The 15,644-nt window shown below is 65.4% G+C and carries 17 protein-coding genes; 3 read left to right on the top strand and 14 right to left on the bottom strand.

Features of this window, described 5'->3' with window-relative positions; all coding sequences use genetic code 11:
• Window positions 1-3: 3 nt before the first annotated feature.
• Genes AOT83_RS18525 through AOT83_RS18475 form a run of 11 tightly spaced genes read right to left on the bottom strand, consistent with a single transcriptional unit; the run spans window position 4 to window position 10,825 of the window.
• Window positions 4-774, bottom strand: coding sequence for an ABC transporter permease (locus AOT83_RS18525; protein WP_057964109.1), 771 nt, complete (start codon window positions 772-774; stop codon window positions 4-6).
• Complete coding sequence (locus tag AOT83_RS18520) at window positions 771-1,709, bottom strand: ABC transporter ATP-binding protein (protein WP_057964110.1); 939 nt, start codon at window positions 1,707-1,709, stop codon at window positions 771-773. Before AOT83_RS18520 ends, AOT83_RS18525 begins: the two co-directional genes overlap by 4 nt.
• Window positions 1,710-1,711: 2 nt before the next feature.
• Complete coding sequence (locus AOT83_RS18515) at window positions 1,712-2,464, bottom strand: hypothetical protein (RefSeq protein ID WP_057964111.1); 753 nt, start codon at window positions 2,462-2,464, stop codon at window positions 1,712-1,714.
• A complete protein-coding gene (locus tag AOT83_RS18510; protein WP_030095211.1) occupies window positions 2,461-2,979 on the bottom strand; it encodes a hypothetical protein in 519 nt (172 codons plus the stop codon). The genes AOT83_RS18515 and AOT83_RS18510 overlap by 4 nt, the downstream gene beginning before the upstream one ends.
• On the bottom strand, window positions 2,976-3,686 hold the full coding sequence (locus tag AOT83_RS18505; protein WP_057964112.1) for a hypothetical protein: 711 nt from the start codon (window positions 3,684-3,686) through the stop codon (window positions 2,976-2,978). Before AOT83_RS18505 ends, AOT83_RS18510 begins: the two co-directional genes overlap by 4 nt.
• Complete coding sequence (locus AOT83_RS18500) at window positions 3,683-5,191, bottom strand: pyridoxal-dependent decarboxylase (RefSeq protein ID WP_057964113.1); 1,509 nt, start codon at window positions 5,189-5,191, stop codon at window positions 3,683-3,685. The genes AOT83_RS18505 and AOT83_RS18500 overlap by 4 nt, the downstream gene beginning before the upstream one ends.
• The gene (locus AOT83_RS18495; protein WP_057964114.1) at window positions 5,188-6,543 is read right to left on the bottom strand and encodes an aminotransferase class III-fold pyridoxal phosphate-dependent enzyme; all 1,356 of its coding nucleotides are present in this window, start codon (window positions 6,541-6,543) and stop codon (window positions 5,188-5,190) included. Before AOT83_RS18495 ends, AOT83_RS18500 begins: the two co-directional genes overlap by 4 nt.
• Entirely contained in the window at window positions 6,540-7,598 is a 1,059-nt protein-coding gene (locus AOT83_RS18490; RefSeq protein ID WP_057964115.1) for a fatty acid desaturase, read from the bottom strand. Before AOT83_RS18490 ends, AOT83_RS18495 begins: the two co-directional genes overlap by 4 nt.
• Entirely contained in the window at window positions 7,595-8,575 is a 981-nt protein-coding gene (locus AOT83_RS18485) for an SDR family NAD(P)-dependent oxidoreductase (protein WP_057964116.1), read from the bottom strand. The genes AOT83_RS18490 and AOT83_RS18485 overlap by 4 nt, the downstream gene beginning before the upstream one ends.
• Window positions 8,575-9,771, bottom strand: a complete 1,197-nt coding sequence (locus AOT83_RS18480; RefSeq protein ID WP_079378645.1) for an N-acetyltransferase — start codon at window positions 9,769-9,771, stop codon at window positions 8,575-8,577. The genes AOT83_RS18485 and AOT83_RS18480 overlap by 1 nt, the downstream gene beginning before the upstream one ends.
• Window positions 9,743-10,825, bottom strand: coding sequence for a hypothetical protein (locus AOT83_RS18475; protein ID WP_030095204.1), 1,083 nt, complete (start codon window positions 10,823-10,825; stop codon window positions 9,743-9,745). Before AOT83_RS18475 ends, AOT83_RS18480 begins: the two co-directional genes overlap by 29 nt.
• A gap of 489 nt (window positions 10,826-11,314) precedes the next feature.
• Between AOT83_RS18475 and AOT83_RS18470 the strand changes: the two genes are divergently transcribed.
• Both AOT83_RS18470 and AOT83_RS18465 read left to right on the top strand, forming a co-directional pair.
• Window positions 11,315-11,674 (top strand): metalloregulator ArsR/SmtB family transcription factor, encoded by a 360-nt coding sequence (locus AOT83_RS18470; protein ID WP_057964117.1) that lies wholly within the window; start codon window positions 11,315-11,317, stop codon window positions 11,672-11,674.
• A gap of 35 nt (window positions 11,675-11,709) precedes the next feature.
• A complete protein-coding gene (locus AOT83_RS18465) occupies window positions 11,710-12,102 on the top strand; it encodes a Fur family transcriptional regulator (RefSeq protein ID WP_030095202.1) in 393 nt (130 codons plus the stop codon).
• On the opposite strand, the gene AOT83_RS18460 is transcribed toward AOT83_RS18465, so the two are convergent.
• The 3 genes from AOT83_RS18460 to recO are packed head-to-tail and all read right to left on the bottom strand — an operon-like array spanning window position 12,099 to window position 14,162.
• Window positions 12,099-12,506, bottom strand: coding sequence for a hypothetical protein (locus tag AOT83_RS18460; RefSeq protein WP_057964118.1), 408 nt, complete (start codon window positions 12,504-12,506; stop codon window positions 12,099-12,101). The two genes, AOT83_RS18465 and AOT83_RS18460, sit on opposite strands and share 4 nt — an antisense overlap.
• A complete protein-coding gene (locus tag AOT83_RS18455; protein ID WP_030095200.1) occupies window positions 12,506-13,414 on the bottom strand; it encodes an isoprenyl transferase in 909 nt (302 codons plus the stop codon). The genes AOT83_RS18460 and AOT83_RS18455 overlap by 1 nt, the downstream gene beginning before the upstream one ends.
• On the bottom strand, window positions 13,377-14,162 hold the full coding sequence (recO, locus tag AOT83_RS18450; RefSeq protein ID WP_030095199.1) for a DNA repair protein RecO: 786 nt from the start codon (window positions 14,160-14,162) through the stop codon (window positions 13,377-13,379). Before recO ends, AOT83_RS18455 begins: the two co-directional genes overlap by 38 nt.
• Window positions 14,163-14,235: 73 nt before the next feature.
• On the opposite strand from recO, the gene AOT83_RS18445 reads away from it, so the two are divergent.
• Window positions 14,236-15,636 carry an amidase gene (locus AOT83_RS18445; protein ID WP_057964119.1) on the top strand — a complete coding sequence of 467 codons (1,401 nt, stop codon included), beginning with the start codon at window positions 14,236-14,238 and terminating at the stop codon, window positions 15,634-15,636.
• Window positions 15,637-15,644: the final 8 nt, after the last annotated feature.

Raw genomic sequence — 15,644 nt, 5'->3', positions numbered from 1 at the left:
CCTCTACTTGCCGATTTTCCGGCGGATCACCAGATGGATAGGGATTTGCAGCAGTGCGAACATGCCGATGGCCACCAGCGAACCCTTGACGACGAGCATCGCGTCGAATTCGCCGTACATGATCGTGGAAGCGGCGGACACGATGTGCGAGAAGGGGTTCGCGTTGATGCTGATCCTGAGCCAGTCGGAAAGGAACACCGAGGGCATGAGTGCCTGGCTGACGAACAGCACCGGCAACGCCAGCGGCAGCATCGCCACCGGCGCCTGCGGATTGAGCGTGCGCAACGCCACCAAGTAGAACAGCGAGCTGTACGCCGCCGACCACAGGAACATCACCAGGACCAGGAAGACTCCGGTGAGCAGACCGGCCCGCAGTGGCGCGTCGAGGAAGGCCAGCAGTCCGATGACGATGACCGCCGCCGGCAGGATGCGGAACATCTCGAAGCCGATCTTGGCCGCCATGATCTGGCCGGTGGACACGCCGTACAGCCGTAGCCGGTCGGTGAATCCCGATCTGATCTCGTCGATGAGAGTGCCGGCGCCATACCCCGCACCGAGCATCGGGATGAGCATGATGAGCCCCGGCGCGATGTACGCGGTGTATGAGGACAGTGGGAATCCCGGAAGATCCGCGACGCGCTGGAACATCGAGCGTACGAAGATCACGAGAACGACCGGGAACACGATCGGGAAGATGAACCCGAAAACCGGCTGCCGCAAGCCCACTACGACATAGCGGCGGAAAAGTCGTGCCGTGTTGGACAAGGCGGTCACTGGGTTACCTCCAGGAATGCGTCGCGCAGCGAGGTGGATCGCACTTCGATGTTGGCCGCGCCCAGGCCGATCCGGCCCAGTTCTGCGCTCAACGCACCCAGTTCCGATGCCGATGCGGAATCCAATGTGCCGGAGAGGGTCCCGGTGTCCGTGCGCTGCACGACATAGCCCGCGGCCGACAGTTCCTTGGCGGTGTCTTCGGAGATGTCATCACCGGCGGAGATCTCGACCGCGTAGCCGTGACTGCGGGTGAACTCCTGAGTGGAACCCGAGGCGACAAGCTGACCACTCTTGACAATGCCGACCTCGTCGGCGAGCGACACCGCCTCGTCCATATCGTGTGTCGTCAACACGACGGTGCGCCCTTCGGCGCGTAGCAGCCGGATGGCATTCCACACCTCCTGTTTTCCTTCGATGTCCAGCCCGCTGGACGGCTCGTCGAGGAACAACATCTGCGGGTTGTGGGCCACCGCTAGTGCGACATCGACACGGCGGCGCATGCCGCCCGAGAGGGCACCCACCTTCCGGTTCAGGTAGCTGCCCAGGCCGAACTGCTCGACGAGTTCTTCCTCGCGGGACTTTCGCTGCCCCTTGGGCCAACCGGCGATTGCCAGGCTCATCCGGATCTGCTCGACCGGCGACATCCACAGATCCAGTGCCACCTCTTGCAGCGCCACGCCGATCAGCGGTCGCAGCTCCTTGGTCTTGTCGACCGGAATCCCCAGCACCTCAAGCTCCCCGCTGGTGGGCGCAAGCAGTGTGGTCGCCATGCGGATGGTGGTGGTCTTGCCGGCACCGTTCCTGCCGAGCAGGCAGTAGACGATGCCTTGCGGGATCGTCAGATTCAGCCCGTCAACGGCTCGAGCCTCGGCGCCGGGATACTCCTTCACCAGGTCCGTCGCCCGCAGTGCGGGAGTGTTCGTATCTGTGGCCATGCTCAGCCCTTCACTTTCGGGAGGACGTGGCGTTCCAGCTTCTCGGCGAGGCTGATGCCCTGGGCCGTCATGTTCACGTCGATCGACGTGTACAGCGGGAAGCTGCCAACCGTGCTGTCCTTGGGTACCTCGTTGATCTGGTGGATCTGGCCACTGCTTGCGCCGGTGACGGTGAGATCCAGGACGGTCCGTACGAGTTCAACCGGCTTGTCGCGCCAATTCGCCTTGCGGGTGCCCTCGGGTTTGATGTGACCGTGGGCCTTGGCTCCCCCGCCACAGGTGCCGCTGAGATCACGCTCACTATCTATGTCGGACAGGGTGATTCCACCGTCGATGGTGCATTGCAGTGTCACCCGCGAATCCAGCGGGTTGACGATAGTGATGGCATCCAGGGTGCTGGGCTTACCCTCCCCGCCGGAGACGATTCCGGTTTCGTAGGGGAATCGGTCGCCCTGGTAATACTGTTCGATCTTCAGTTCTCCGCGCCGCGGGCCCGGGCCAATGGTCATGACACCGGCACCGGGTAGCGCAGTGGTCTCCCCGAGATAGGTGACCGAGCCGGCGACCTCCAGCGCGTAGTCACCGAAAGGTGACTTACCCTGCGGCTCAGACGCCGGATCTCCCTGTGCAGACGGATATTTCAACAGTGCGAAGGCATGTCCAACCGGCCTCCCGGCCTCCTCGTTCACGGGTGCGCAGGCGGCGGCCAGCGCGGCCGACAGCGCAACGGCGGCGGCCGTGCCCAGACGTCTCATCGCAGAGCCCCGGTGGCGGACAGGGTCCGGCTCAGCCGCCGGTGCCGGTGCGCGAAGAACGCCGCCAGGACCTTGCTCATCAATCTCCCCCACCCGGGGATCAGCCCCAACGGCGCTTGCGGGGCAAGGGTGATCTCGTCGGTCACCCGTGTCTTTTCGCCCGTCTCGGATGCCACCGGTTCCAGGGTGCGGTGATGCACCCACACCCGCATACCGGTCATGAGCGACTCCTCACGGAACATCCGGCCGGGCTCGAGCCGGGCCACTGTGATGTCGTCGAACCCGAAGGGCAGAACACCGAACAACAGCAGGAAGCTCTTACCGATCCGGGTGCCCGGAGTGACGTCCGCGATGGAACGGCCCCGGAACTGCTTGGGCATCGTCATCTTCATGTACGGGCCCATCTCGTCGTTGATGCCCTCTTGCGTGGTCACCCGCTCCCACACTTTGTCTACGGGACAGTCGATCTCGCTGACCTTGCGGAAGACATGTTCTTCGGTGTGAATCGATCTCATCTGGTTCTTTCCTTATCGGGGGACGGAAGTGCGGTGGTAGCAGTCAGCAGTGAGCCGTCTCGTACGGCGTCGGTGGCGTCGTGGACGAACGAGCCGCTGATGTCCAGGACGGCCGGCACGCTGTCGGCACCGATGTAGTCGGGCAGAATGTCACCGATCTGGTGCAACCGGTGCGGCAGCAGGTGCTGGTACCAGTCGAACAGCGGCACCACCAGCGCCACCGTCACAAATTGGACACCGTCGGCCGCCAGGGCTCCGAAGAATGCCTGCCAGATCTGCTCGATCATTCCGGCGCGCCGGAACTTCTTGCGCACGCCCTGTGTGGCCAGCTCGGCGATACGCTCCGGCGCCAGCTCCTCGAAGAACGAATCCCATTGCGGATACAGATAATTACGCGCCGGGCCACCGTGTCCCCGGAAGCTCCGGGCGTCGCGCAAGGTGCTGAAGCTACCGAATCCGAGCTCGGGGTCATATCGCAACGAACGCAGTACCCCAACGGGATGCTCGCGCGATTCCTCGGTGAAGCCGACGTAAATCTCCGAGGACCGCTCCCACGGGCGGTAATGCACCATCTCCCCCGCCGCGATATCGACATCCCCGGCGAAATCGTTCTCCAGACCGAAAATCGTGAACTCGACATTCTTGGCCCAGGCAAAGCGTGCGTCGTCGGCGGGCACACGCTCGACGCGTACCAACGGATTGCTCATACGGCGCTGGCCTCCGGAACGCGGGCAGACCAGATCCGGTTACCGTGAGCGGCTATCTCGCAGACCATCGCGGCCGCCATCGACGCCGTGACCAAGGGGTTGACGAAGGTGAGCTTGATCGCCTGTCCCCCAGCCGCACTGGAGCGGCCCACAATCGCTCTGCCGGTACGCGCCAGCTCGGCGCGGACCGCGTCATTGACACCATCGCACGCCTCGGACCGGACGCCCGGCTGCCGCCAGCGCAACACCACGGTGTTGGTACTCACCGGCGCCGCCAGCTCCAGGTCCGCATGTTCGGCTGCTGCCTGTGCCGCGGCGCGCGCCGCCGCACAAGTGGCATCGATCATCGCCGCGACATGCCGCTGTCCCACCGCACGCAGAGTGACCAGCACCTTCAGCGCGTCGAAACGCCGAGTAGTCTGCAACGATTTACCCACAAGATTGAGGACATCGTGCTCGGAGTCACTTTCGGGGTTGAGGTAATCGGCATGTGCGGCAAGCACACCGAGGCTCTCCCGGTTACGCACCAGCAGGGCGCTGCAACTGATCGCCTGGAAGAGCAGCTTGTGGAAATCCAGGGCAACCGAGTCCGCCGACTCGATACCGCGCAACAGATTTCGGTGCTGTTCGCTGAAGATCAGGCACCCACCCGCACACGCATCCACGTGGCTCCAGATCCCGCGCGCCCGCGCCATGGCGATGGGCTCTTCCAGCGGATCGATCGCCCCGAAGTCCGTTGTCCCGGCGGTGAGTACGAGCGCGAATACGGGCGTGGCCGCGCGATCCGCATCCTCCAGGATTTCCACGAGTGCCTCGGCGCGCAGCCGTCCGGCTTCGTCGGTCGGTACTTCGAGAACCGCGGCGGTCCCGAGACCCAACAGCCGCAGCGCCTGTTGCACCGAGAAATGCGTCTGACGCGTGCACAGCACACGCCACGAACTGGCCTGGGGTGGCAATCCCCGGGCGGCTATGTCCCACCCATAGGTTTTGTAGGCGAACAGATCCCGCGCGAGCAACAATGCCTGCAGGTTTGATTGCGTACCCCCGCTGGTGAAGGTCCCGTCCGATCCGGGGCCGTACCCCATTCTGCTGCAGAGATACTCGATAACCTGCTGCTCGATCGCAGTAGCGGCCGGTGCTTGGTCGAAGGAGTCCATCGACTGATTGAACGCACTGATCAGTACCTCGGCGGCCAGGGACGGCAGCGCGGGCGGGCAGTGTAAATGCGCCAGGTACGCCGGATGCGTGACCACCACCGACTTCTCGGCCAGCAGCCCCGCTGCTTCATCCAGGGCGCGGCTCAGCCCGACACCCTCGGGGTCATCGAGGTCGAGTCGCCCGGCATCGTCTTTCAGCGCCGCATAACCCTCTACCAGGCCCGGTTTGGTGGCACCGCCCAGCACGGCGCCGGCCCGGTCGGCCGCCAGCATGACGGCCTCGCGGTACACGTCTGCACTCTCCCCGGTGAGGAAATCACTCACGAAGGGACTTGGGGTTAGGGTCATCGAGATTCCACCAATGCCGGCTCGGCGGTCGCTCGAGTGCGCTCCACCACTGCCAGTGCCGACTCAAATGCATTCAGCGCCGCGGCGATATCGGATTCCTCGATGGTCAGCGGCGGCAAGAAGCGCACCACGTTGCCGTACTGGCCACCGGTCTCCACGATGAGGCCGTGGTGCAGGCACGCGCGCTGAATCTCGGCGGCAAGCTCGGGCGCCGGTGCACCGGCGGCATCCCGCCACGACAGATCGGGATCCACGATCTCCACACCCAGCATGAGTCCGACCCCGCGTACATCGCCCACCAGCTTCGATTGGGATGCAATGGCATTCAAGCCATCCAGGAAGGTCTTGCCCCGCGCCGTCACCTGTGCACGCAGACCGTTCTCCCGCGCGAAGCGAATCACGGCACTGGCGGCCGCGAAGGCCATGGCGTTCCCACGGAACGTCCCGGTGAACGCGCCGGGTTCCCACACGTCGAACTCCTTGCGCACCACCAGGACCGCGATGGGGATACCGGATCCAAGCCCCTTCGAGATCACCACCATGTCGGGTTCGATACCGCAGTGCTGGAATGCCCACGCCGGGCCCGTGCGGAACATGCCCGCCTGCACCTCATCGGCGATCAGCGGAACCCCGAGGGTCGATGCGGTGCGGCGCAGCGCCTGTCCCCAGCGCGGCGGGGCAGGAATCACCCCGCCCTCACCGAGCACGAACTCGGCGATCAGCGATGCCGGTGCCGTCACGCCACTGTGCGGACGCGCCAGCGCATCGGCCGCGGCGATGGCGAGTTCGACGCCTTGCTCCCCGCCCACGCCGAACGGGCTGCGATACTCCTGCGGGTAAGGCAGAAAGCTCGCCTGTGGCGACAGCACCACCGGCTGCTGCCGCAGCCCCCCACCGGAGCTCGCCGCGCGCGCGGCCCGCGTGCAGCCGTGGAACCCGCCTTGTACCCCAACGTGTTCACGGCCGCCGGTGGCAACCTCGGCGAGCATGAGAGCGGCCTCTACCGCGCTGGCCCCGCTGGGTGAACACAAGTGGATGCTGGCATCGGCGGCAAGCCTCACCGGCAGAATCGAAAGCAGCTCCTCGACGAACCGGTCGCGGGACGGTGTGTGAAAGTCCAGTGAGAGCAACGGCTCCCCGGAGGACACCGTCTTCATGACGGCCTCACTGATGACCGGGTGGTTCCAGCCCAGGGACATGGCACCGGCAGCGGCGAGGCAATCGACGTACCAGCGGCCGTCGTCGGCACGCACCCGGGCGCCCCGCGCCTCGATCGGCCGTATCGGCAGCCGGCGGGAGTAGGTGGCCGCCCGAGATTCCCTTGCCGTAGAAGTCAATTGGTCGGCAGTCATGACGCCTCCTTGCGTGGGTGAGCCAGTAGCCGCCGCAACGATGAGGCAAGTGAGCGGTCTTCAGTGGTCCAGTACCCGGCATCCGGTGGAATCGCCGCCTCCAGCCGGCGGCGCGCCTCCCCCAGCTGGTGGTACGGCAGCTGGGGAAAGAAGTGATGCACCGCATGGAAACGCAGGCCGACCGGGGCCCACAGTGCACCCAGCACGGGCACCGACGGGTGATCGATGGAGTCCAGGATCTGCTCAGGGAAAGTCATGCGTTCGGTCGTGCCCTCGTACCGGTGTGCCGCCAGTACCCGCAACCAGTTCACGAACAACGCCAGCGCCACCACCAGATACGCCTCCAACAGCCGCATCGGCGAGTACGCACCCAGGATCAGCAGCACCAGCATGGCCGATGTGTATGCGAAACAGGCGATTTCCTGTATCAGCCAGGAGCGGGGTGTACCTGCGGGCGGTAACGGGCGCTCGAAATCGGCGTCGATCATGAGAGACGAAGCCCGCGTCAGCACGGCGGGCCGAATCGCGGGAATCAGCCAGCTCAGCGGCCCCAGCACCAGGAACCGGAAGACGAACGCCAGCGGGCCGACCGCCGCGGTGAACGGCAACAGGATGACCCGCCATCGCGGCTCACTGCCGTAGGCCACATACTCACCGTCTTCGGCGGTGCCGTAGGTGCGTGACGCGTGGTGTTCGTGATGAAACTCGAAGGTGAATTTCGGTACCAGCAGCGGGATTCCACACACCACGTGCCATACCACCGAGAACCAGCGCAGGTCACGCTCGGCATGCACGAGCTCGTGGACAAACAACACGGCGCGGTAGAACGCGAAGGCCGCCACCACGATGCAGGCCGCGGCCGGAAGTGAGAGCAGATCGCCCGCCGGGCACAACAGGAACGCGGTGTATCCGACTATCACACAGGCGGCCAGGTCCAGCCAATAGATCCACTGGCGGCGGGCGGCCAGGTCTGCCACCAGTGAGCGCGCATCCGCCATCGAAATGCCGAGCACTTCCTTGGAGCCGCCCTGCACCTGCCGTGCCTCGACCGTCATCGCACAAACTCCGCTATCAACTCGTGGGTGGATACCTGGGGAATGCCCAGCTCTCGCACCGCCCTGTCGGGCGCGTAGTACAGCTCGCGGGCCATCAGTTCGACGTTCTCGGGAATCAGCGCATCGTCGGGGTCGAAGCGCAAGGAGATGTCGCGGACCAGCCTGTTGCCCTTGCCCACCGCCCGGAACAGTCCCATGGGCGCGGACCGCACCGGATGCTCGCGCCCCACCGCGGTCACGAGCAGCTCCCCGATCTGCCGATAGGACAGATTGGCGGTGCTCAAGATGTACCGGCGCCCGTTGTCGCCCTTCGCCATTGCCGCGGTGATGCCCACCACGAAATCCTGTGCCGAACACACCGCGGTCCCGCCGGGTGGCACCACGCGCAGCAGGCCCTTGCGGGCGGCGACCAACAGGCCCTGCCAGGATCGGGCCGGCCCTGTGCCGGGCGCGAACACGGCGGCGGGGTTCACGACCACCACATCGAGACCGCGCTCGGCGAAGTCCAGCATCAGACGCTCACCCGCACGTTTGGTCGCCGAATACACGTTGTCCAGCACCGAATCGCGCAGGTCGAAGTCTTCATCGGCCACCACGCCGTTGCGTGGGTACCCGATGGCAGCGGTGGAGGAAACGTGCACCACGCGCTGCACGCCGTGTTCGAGCGCAGCGCGGGCCACGTGGTAGGTGCCCAGCACATTGGTCTGCCAAATCCTGTGTCCGAGTCGCGAGTTCGGTGATGCGATACCGGCGAGGTGATACACATGGGACACACCGCGCATCGCCTCATCGATGCTCTGCGCATCGGTGATGTCGGCGGCGGCCACATCGACGTGCGGGCGCAGCGCGTCACCAAGGACGGCGGGATCGTGCGGGTTCGTCAGAACCGTGACCTGCTCGCCGGCCTGCACCAAGGACTCGACGAGGGTGGAGCCCAGGTACCCGGTAGCCCCGGTGACCAATGTCCGGCCGCCCATCACAGGGCCTTCTGGTAGACCCGATGGATTTTCTCCGGGTCTGTCTTCATTTGGGAGGTAAGCGAATTGGACCACACGTTGTCCTCATGCACCCACGTGGTAGCCACCGACGAGTAGCCGCTGCCGGTGATTGTCCGCACGATCTCCCCCGCCAGGATTCGCCCGATCCCGGCCCCGAACTGGGTCTGCACCGCGCCGATGAGCACCACCACGGCGGTGTCTATTCCCCGGATACGGCCGTGACACCGGACCGCGAGCCGTGCCAGCAGCGCGGGAGTGAGCCGACCCGAGCGCCCGGTGACCTCGTTGACGTCCGGCAGCATCAGCAGGAATCCGACTGGGGTGCCTGCGGATTCGACGATCCGCACGATGTTCGGGTCGATCAGCGGCCGCATCTCGGCGGCCATACCCGAGAACACCTCGCGGCTGAGCGGGACATTCTCGGGATGATGCGCGAAGGAGTCGTTGTAGAGCCCACGCAACATCTCCAGCTCGTCGGCGTAGTCGCGCATCCGCACCGAACGCACCGACACCCCCTGATCACGCATCACCGCATCGGCGCGCTTGAGCAGGCGCTGCTGGACTTGCGGGTTGCCGTCGACATGCCATCGGAAGGAGGCGGTATCGAACTTCTTGCGATATCCGGCCGCCTCCACCAGCTCCGGGTAGTAGCGGGGGTTATAGGGCTGCATGACCGCCGGCGCCTTGTCGTACCCGGAGATCAGCAGGCCCACCTCCTCGCGTGAGGTGTAGCTGAACGGGCCGACCATTTTGGTGATACCCCGGCGCACGGCCCATTGTTCGGCCGTTCTCAGCAGGGCGCCCGCAACCGCTTCGTCGTCCTCGCTCTCGAAGAATCCGAAGAATGCGCAGTCGCCGTAGCGCTGCACGTATGCCGAGTCGATGCTGGCGGAGATGCGGCCGACGGGGTTGTCGCCGCGATAGGCGACGAAGTTCTCAATCTGCACCTCCTGGTGCAGGGGGTTGTGCTTGGCGTTCATCTTCGCGTGCATGACGCGGCGCAGCGTCGGGCGCCAGTGCGGGTCGTCACCGTAGAGGCGCCAGGGCATCGAGACGAACTGCCTGGCGTCACGACGCGACGCGACGCGGCGCACCGAGACCGGCGTGCGCCCCTGCCGCTGCCCAGCGGGCTGCTGGATCAGTTCGTTATCCAGCACGGACAATTCCGAGGTCATGAGCCAGTTCGGGATTGCCCTTGCTCTTCCACAGCGCGCCGTCCATGTAGAAGTGGTGCAGCACGAAGGTGAGCGGGACCGCGAAGATGACCGTGTCGAGCTGCCCGGCGAGGATGCCCAGCCCCCCGAAGAACGCGATGTAGAGCGGCAGCGCCTTGCGCGTCGAGAGCCGTGCCAGCAGCAGCTTCTTCTCACCCGGATCCTCGGTGCGCGCGAAACGGGTGTTGTTCCGCGTCCAGTTGATCAGGTGGTACTGCAGGCTGTGCGTTGTCGTCGCGATGAGGATGAGCGCGAAGAGATCCGAGACCAGTAGGTAGGACAGGTTGTAGGACAGCGCCGCGATGACGAAGGTGGCCACCGCCATGGCCGGCAGCGTGCGCTGCCCGGCCCTCTTCAGCTGCACCTGCTCCCAGACAGCGATGCCCAACATGACTGCGGCACAGACGAATCCACCGATGACCAGGAATCCGGGGATGGGCGGCACCGGCACGCTCAAGTTCGAGAAGGGCAGTCGGTGACCGAAGACCACATACTCGGAGAAGTTCAGGCCCTGGCTCGCCCGGTACAGCACCGGAGCCAGGCAGACGGCGTACAGCGCGTACTTGATCCGGTTACGCGGGCCCTTGTAACCATTCTTCGCCGCATAGATGTTGATGATGCCGAAGTGCTGTTTGAGCACGTGGAACACCTGCCAATAGGCCCAGATGGCCAGCAGCGGCACCATCCAGCCGCCGAACCACAACGTGCCGACGATCACGGCGACCACCGCGAAGCTGATCACGTAGTGCGCCCAGAACCGGGATCGCTCGCGGGGATCCATCCACACGCGCGCCGTCGTCGTCAGCACATGCGGGAGGTCGGAGAGCAGTGAAAAGGTCACCGCACCGACGAGGAATACGCCCTTGTGCCCGTCGGCCGCGAAGAGCACCGCCGACAACAACGCGCCCAAACCGAAGACGAAGAGGATGTCGACGCGTCTGCTGACAAACCACCCTGGCCGGTTCACACCGTCGGTGTTCTTCAGCTCGTCGGTGCCGGTAGCAAAGGTGGCCATGGCGATCATCCTCAGGTAGGCGTCATAGACTTAATTGGTAATGATTATCGTTTTCATAACGTAGAGATCGGGCGACGCCGTGTCAACGCCGCGACCTGGGAGCGGGCTGTGACACTCCTCACCCACGACTAGCCGATTGAGGTGCATAAATTACGATGCGACAGACCCGAAACCCCAGCGGACCGACCTGGAGTGAACACCAGGACGCCGTTATCAAACCGCCCGCCATGAGCAGACGTGCAGGTCCTTCTGCTTCACCCGCCGCATCTAATGCTGACGAATTCGTATGTTTCAGCAAACTTGTGGAGATTCGGCGGCACACTACTGTCGTGACCCGAGTCGGCACCGCCCCCCGGCCGCCACGGCCACACCCTTACCACCAGATCGGCAATCGGCCACTACCCTCAATAGATGGGCCCGGTTTGCCGCCGGACCCCATGTTGGGTCTCCGGACAGGCCGGGGCGTGATTCAGGTTGAGGTGAAGCGCCGTGGTGAACACCGTGGTTAGTTCCGCACATGCCGAGCCACCACATGCTCCGCTCACACCGCCCGGGCCGCTGCCCCCACGCGAGATCCTCGAACAGTCCGGTGAGCTACTCCGCGCGCTTGCCGCGCCGGTACGTATCGCCATCGTGCTGCAGCTGCGCGAATCGCAGCGCTGCGTCCACGAGTTAGTGGACGCGGTCGGTGTCGCCCAGCCGCTCATCAGTCAGCATCTGCGGGTACTGAAGGCTGCCGGGGTGGTCTCCGGCGAACGTCAGGGGCGAGAGGTCATGTACCGCCTCGTCGACGATCACCTCTCTCATATCGTCGTCGACGCGGTGGCGCACACCGAGGAACAGAGATGAACGTCCGCGAAGAGCGGGCAGCCCTGCCGGGCACCGTGCGGTCCACCCGCCAGCGCGCCGCCATCACCGCGCTGCTGAACCGGACCGATGAATTCCGGTCGGCGCAGGAGCTGCACGACGAACTCAAACGCACCGGCGAAGGCATCGGCCTGACCACCGTCTACCGGACCCTGCAGTCGATGTCGACGTCGGGCGAGGTCGATGTGCTGCGCAACGACACCGGCGAATCGGTGTACCGGCGCTGTTCAGACGGACACCATCACCATTTGGTCTGCCAGAGTTGCGGTTTCGCCGTCGAAGTGCAGGCCGGCGCGGTCGAGGCGTGGGCCACCAACATCGCCGAAGAACACGGATTCACCGCTGTCCACCACACGGTGGAGGTCTTCGGTCTGTGCAGTCGTTGCAGCGCCCTGCGCCGGAACTCCTAGTTACCCAGCGCCCTCCGCGCATCGGCCCCGGTGGCGAACACCATGAGTAAGAGCGTCACCAACGCCTCGTCCGAGATCTCGGTGGCGGGAAAGTTGTAGCGCAGCAACACATCTGCCTTGCGCCCCTTGGCAATCAACAGGATGTTTCCGAACAGGGACTTCTGCGCCAACCCATCGACCAGATGCCGCGATTTCGCGTTGACCGCCACATCCCAGGCCAATACCTGCGACAGCGACACCACATCCAGGCCCGCGGCGATGGTGACCGCGCGAATCGAGGTGAGCGTGCCCTCGTAGTCGGCCCTCAGCGCACCATCGGGCTCCTTGGTGACCGGCAGCACCGGGTGCAGCACGCGGTACACCCGGTCCAGAATCTCGTCGGCTCCGTTATCGGGTTCGGTCATTACGCCGTACCGAATCGACGGTCGCGCTGCGCGTACTCGAGGCAGGCCGCCCAGAGGTCGCGGCGGTCGAAGTCGGGGTACATCTTTTCCTGGAACACGAACTCGGCGTATGCCGACTGCCACATCATGAAGTTGCTCGACCGGAACTCACCCGAGGGCCGCAAGAACAGATCGACGTCGGGCATGTCCGGCTCGTCGAGGTACTTGGCGATCGTCTCTTCGGTGATGCGGTCGGGCTTGAGCTGCCCGGACTCCACCAGACGGGCGATCCTCCGTGTCGCCTCGGCAATCTCGGCCCGGCCCCCGTAGTTGATGCACGTGGTCAAGGTCAGCGTGCTGTTGTTCTTGGTGAGCTCCTCGGTGATCTCGAGCTCCTTGTAGACGCTGCTCCACAGCCGGGTCTTCTGGCCCGCCCAGCGGAACCGCACGCCCATGTTGTTCAGGTCATGGCGTCGCCGCTTCACCACGTCACGGTTGAAGCCCATCAGGAATCGAACCTCGTCCGCGGGCCTCCTCCAGTTCTCCGTCGAGAACGCGTAGGTGGTCAGCCACGGGATACCCATCTCGATGGCACCACAGACCATGTCCATCATGGTGGCCTCGCCCATCTTGTGCCCCTCGGTGCGCGGCAAGCCACGCGCCCGCGCCCAGCGCCCGTTGCCGTCCATCACCACCGCGACGTGCCGGGGCACCAGTTCCTTGGGAATGGCCGGCGGTACGGCACCCGAGGGATGCTTGGGCGCGGGATGTGGCCGCGTGCCACCGGGGCCCGATCCGGGCAGCAGCTTGGGGAAAACAGCAGGAAACACCGTCTTGTCCGGGAACGTCGGGGCGTAGCCGGGCGGGACGTCGGCCCAATCCGTGAAGTACTTATCCTGCTGCGGATCGGGCTGGCTGCTCTTCACCATGGGTCATATTTAACCTGGTCCCACGTTCGACAAGCGGAAGTGTCCGCAGCTTGCGCTCCAGGTGCCACTGCAAATGCGCCGCGATCAATCCGCTGGCCTGGGTGCGCTGGCTCTGCGGCACGTCATCGGTGGCCGCCCAGTCGCCGTCATGGAGCGCGGCCATCAGCTCCAGCACACCCGGCGGCGGAGTCGCCGCACCCGCGGGACGGCAGTGCACGCAGACGCTGCCGCCCGCCGCCACATGGAAGGCACGATGCGGGCCGGGAGTGGCGCAGCGTGCACACTCGCTGATGGCGGGCGCCCATCCGGCAATGCTCATGGCGCGCAACAGATATGCATCGAGAACCAACTCGCGCGGACGCTGCTGATCGGCGATGGCCCGGAGTGCGCCGACGGTGAGGCGGTGCAGAGCGACGGCCGGAGCACGCTCTTCACCAGCGATCCGCTCGGCGGTCTCCAAGATGGCGCAAGCGGTGGTGTACCGGCCGTAGTCGCTGACGATGTCCGATGCGAAGGCGTCGATGGCCTGCACCTGCGTGACGATGTCGAGATTGCGTCCCGGATGCAGCTGCACGTCGATATGCGCAAACGGTTCCAGCCGTGACCCGAACTTACTGCGGGTGCGGCGCACCCCCTTGGCCACCGCGCGGACCAGGCCATGCTGGCGGGTCAGCAGGGTCACGATGCGATCGGCCTCACCGAGCTTGTGCTGCCGCAGCACAACAGCACGATCCCGATAAAGCCGCATTCGAAGAGTTTCCCATCTGGTACCGACGAATCCCCGCATTGACGCACTATTTCGACGGCTTACCCTTCTGGTCATGTCGGGCTTTCCCACGCTGACGTCCCAGGCCTCCGCGCTGGTAGAGGGTTCGGTCAGCTCCGTTTCGCTGACCCTCGCGGCGCTCAACGCGATCAAAGCCAGCCAGCCGACGCTCAACGCGTTCCGGGTGGTGTGCACCAAGAGCGCCCTCGCGGACGCCGCGGTGGCCGACAAGCGATTAGCTGCCGGTGAGCGTCTGCCGTTGCTCGGCGTGCCCATCGCCATCAAAGACGACACCGATCTGGCGGGCACCCCAACCGCGTTCGGTACCGCCGGGGCCGTCGGTTCGGAGTCCGAGGACGCCGAGCTGGTACGACGGCTGCGGTACGCGGGCGCGGTGATCGTCGGCAAGACCAACACCTGCGAGCTGGGTCAGTGGGGCTTCACCAGTGGGCCCGGCTTCGGCCACACCCGCAACCCGTGGAGCCGCAACCACACCCCGGGCGGATCCTCGGGCGGCAGCGCTGCGGCGGTGGCGGCCGGACTTATCGCCGGGGCCATCGGCTCGGATGGGGCTGGAAGCGTGCGGATTCCCGCCGCCTGGACACATCTGATCGGCATCAAGCCGCAACGTGGCCGGATCTCCACCTGGCCACTGGCCGAGGCGTTCAACGGGATAACGGTGCACGGGCCCCTGGCCCGCACGGTCGCCGACGCCGCGCTGTTATTGGATGCCGCGTCGGGCAACGTGGCCGGCGATTTGCATCAGCCACCGCACGTCCGGGTGCTGGATGCCGTCCACGAAGACCCGGGGCAGCTGCGCATCGCACTGTCGCTCAAGGTTCCGTTCTCGGCGTTTCCCGCCAGCATTCACCCGACAATCGAAGCCGCCACCCGTTATGTGGGCCATCAGCTGCGTTCCCTCGGGCACATGGTGTCCGAGGGCGATCCGGACTACGGCGTCGGACTCGGCCTGAACTTCCTGCCGCGGGCCACCGCGGGGCTGCTGCCGTGGCGCGAACGGCTCGACGCCGGGGCGAATTGGGACCAGCGCACCGTCACGAACATGCGCACAGGCCGACGACTGGCGGGCTGGGCGCTGCGGCGAGCGCGCGCGGCCGAGCCGCGATTGCAGGCACGCGTCGGCAAGATCTTCGGCAGCTTCAACGTTGTGCTAGCGCCGACGACCGCCCAACCACCAACGGGTATTTACGATTTCGACAACGTCGGCAGCATCGCCACGGACCGCGGACAGATCGCCGCCTGCCCCATGACGTGGCCGTGGAATGTGCTCGGGTGGCCGTCGGTCAACGTCCCCGCCGGGTTCACCCAAGACGGGTTGCCCATCGGGGTGCAGCTAATGGGTCCGGCGAACAGCGAGCCGCTGCTCATTTCGCTTGCGGCGCAGCTGGAGTCGATCAACGATTGGGCATCGGAAACCCCCGACCCCTGGTGGTGACCCCGCCC

It is taken from the genome of Mycobacteroides sp. H001, from assembly GCF_001440005.1.
Lineage (GTDB): Bacteria > Actinomycetota > Actinomycetes > Mycobacteriales > Mycobacteriaceae > Mycobacterium > Mycobacterium gwanakae.
Note: the sequence above shows the minus strand (reverse complement) of the source record. Positions and strands in the feature narration are given on the sequence as shown.

Coding starts and splice junctions, on each gene's coding strand:
- AOT83_RS18485 (WP_057964116.1), bottom strand. CDS start 8,575: ATGGGCGGCCGGACATTGGTCACCGGGGCTACCGGGTACCTGGGCTCC.
- AOT83_RS18500 (WP_057964113.1), bottom strand. CDS start 5,191: ATGACCCTAACCCCAAGTCCCTTCGTGAGTGATTTCCTCACCGGGGAG.
- AOT83_RS18460 (WP_057964118.1), bottom strand. CDS start 12,506: ATGACCGAACCCGATAACGGAGCCGACGAGATTCTGGACCGGGTGTAC.
- recO (WP_030095199.1), bottom strand. CDS start 14,162: ATGCGGCTTTATCGGGATCGTGCTGTTGTGCTGCGGCAGCACAAGCTC.
- AOT83_RS18510 (WP_030095211.1), bottom strand. CDS start 2,979: ATGAGATCGATTCACACCGAAGAACATGTCTTCCGCAAGGTCAGCGAG.
- AOT83_RS18445 (WP_057964119.1), top strand. CDS start 14,236: ATGTCGGGCTTTCCCACGCTGACGTCCCAGGCCTCCGCGCTGGTAGAG.
- AOT83_RS18515 (WP_057964111.1), bottom strand. CDS start 2,464: ATGAGACGTCTGGGCACGGCCGCCGCCGTTGCGCTGTCGGCCGCGCTG.
- AOT83_RS18490 (WP_057964115.1), bottom strand. CDS start 7,598: ATGACGGTCGAGGCACGGCAGGTGCAGGGCGGCTCCAAGGAAGTGCTC.
- AOT83_RS18475 (WP_030095204.1), bottom strand. CDS start 10,825: ATGGCCACCTTTGCTACCGGCACCGACGAGCTGAAGAACACCGACGGT.
- AOT83_RS18480 (WP_079378645.1), bottom strand. CDS start 9,771: ATGACCTCGGAATTGTCCGTGCTGGATAACGAACTGATCCAGCAGCCC.
- AOT83_RS18495 (WP_057964114.1), bottom strand. CDS start 6,543: ATGACTGCCGACCAATTGACTTCTACGGCAAGGGAATCTCGGGCGGCC.
- AOT83_RS18520 (WP_057964110.1), bottom strand. CDS start 1,709: ATGGCCACAGATACGAACACTCCCGCACTGCGGGCGACGGACCTGGTG.
- AOT83_RS18505 (WP_057964112.1), bottom strand. CDS start 3,686: ATGAGCAATCCGTTGGTACGCGTCGAGCGTGTGCCCGCCGACGACGCA.
- AOT83_RS18455 (WP_030095200.1), bottom strand. CDS start 13,414: ATGGTGAAGAGCAGCCAGCCCGATCCGCAGCAGGATAAGTACTTCACG.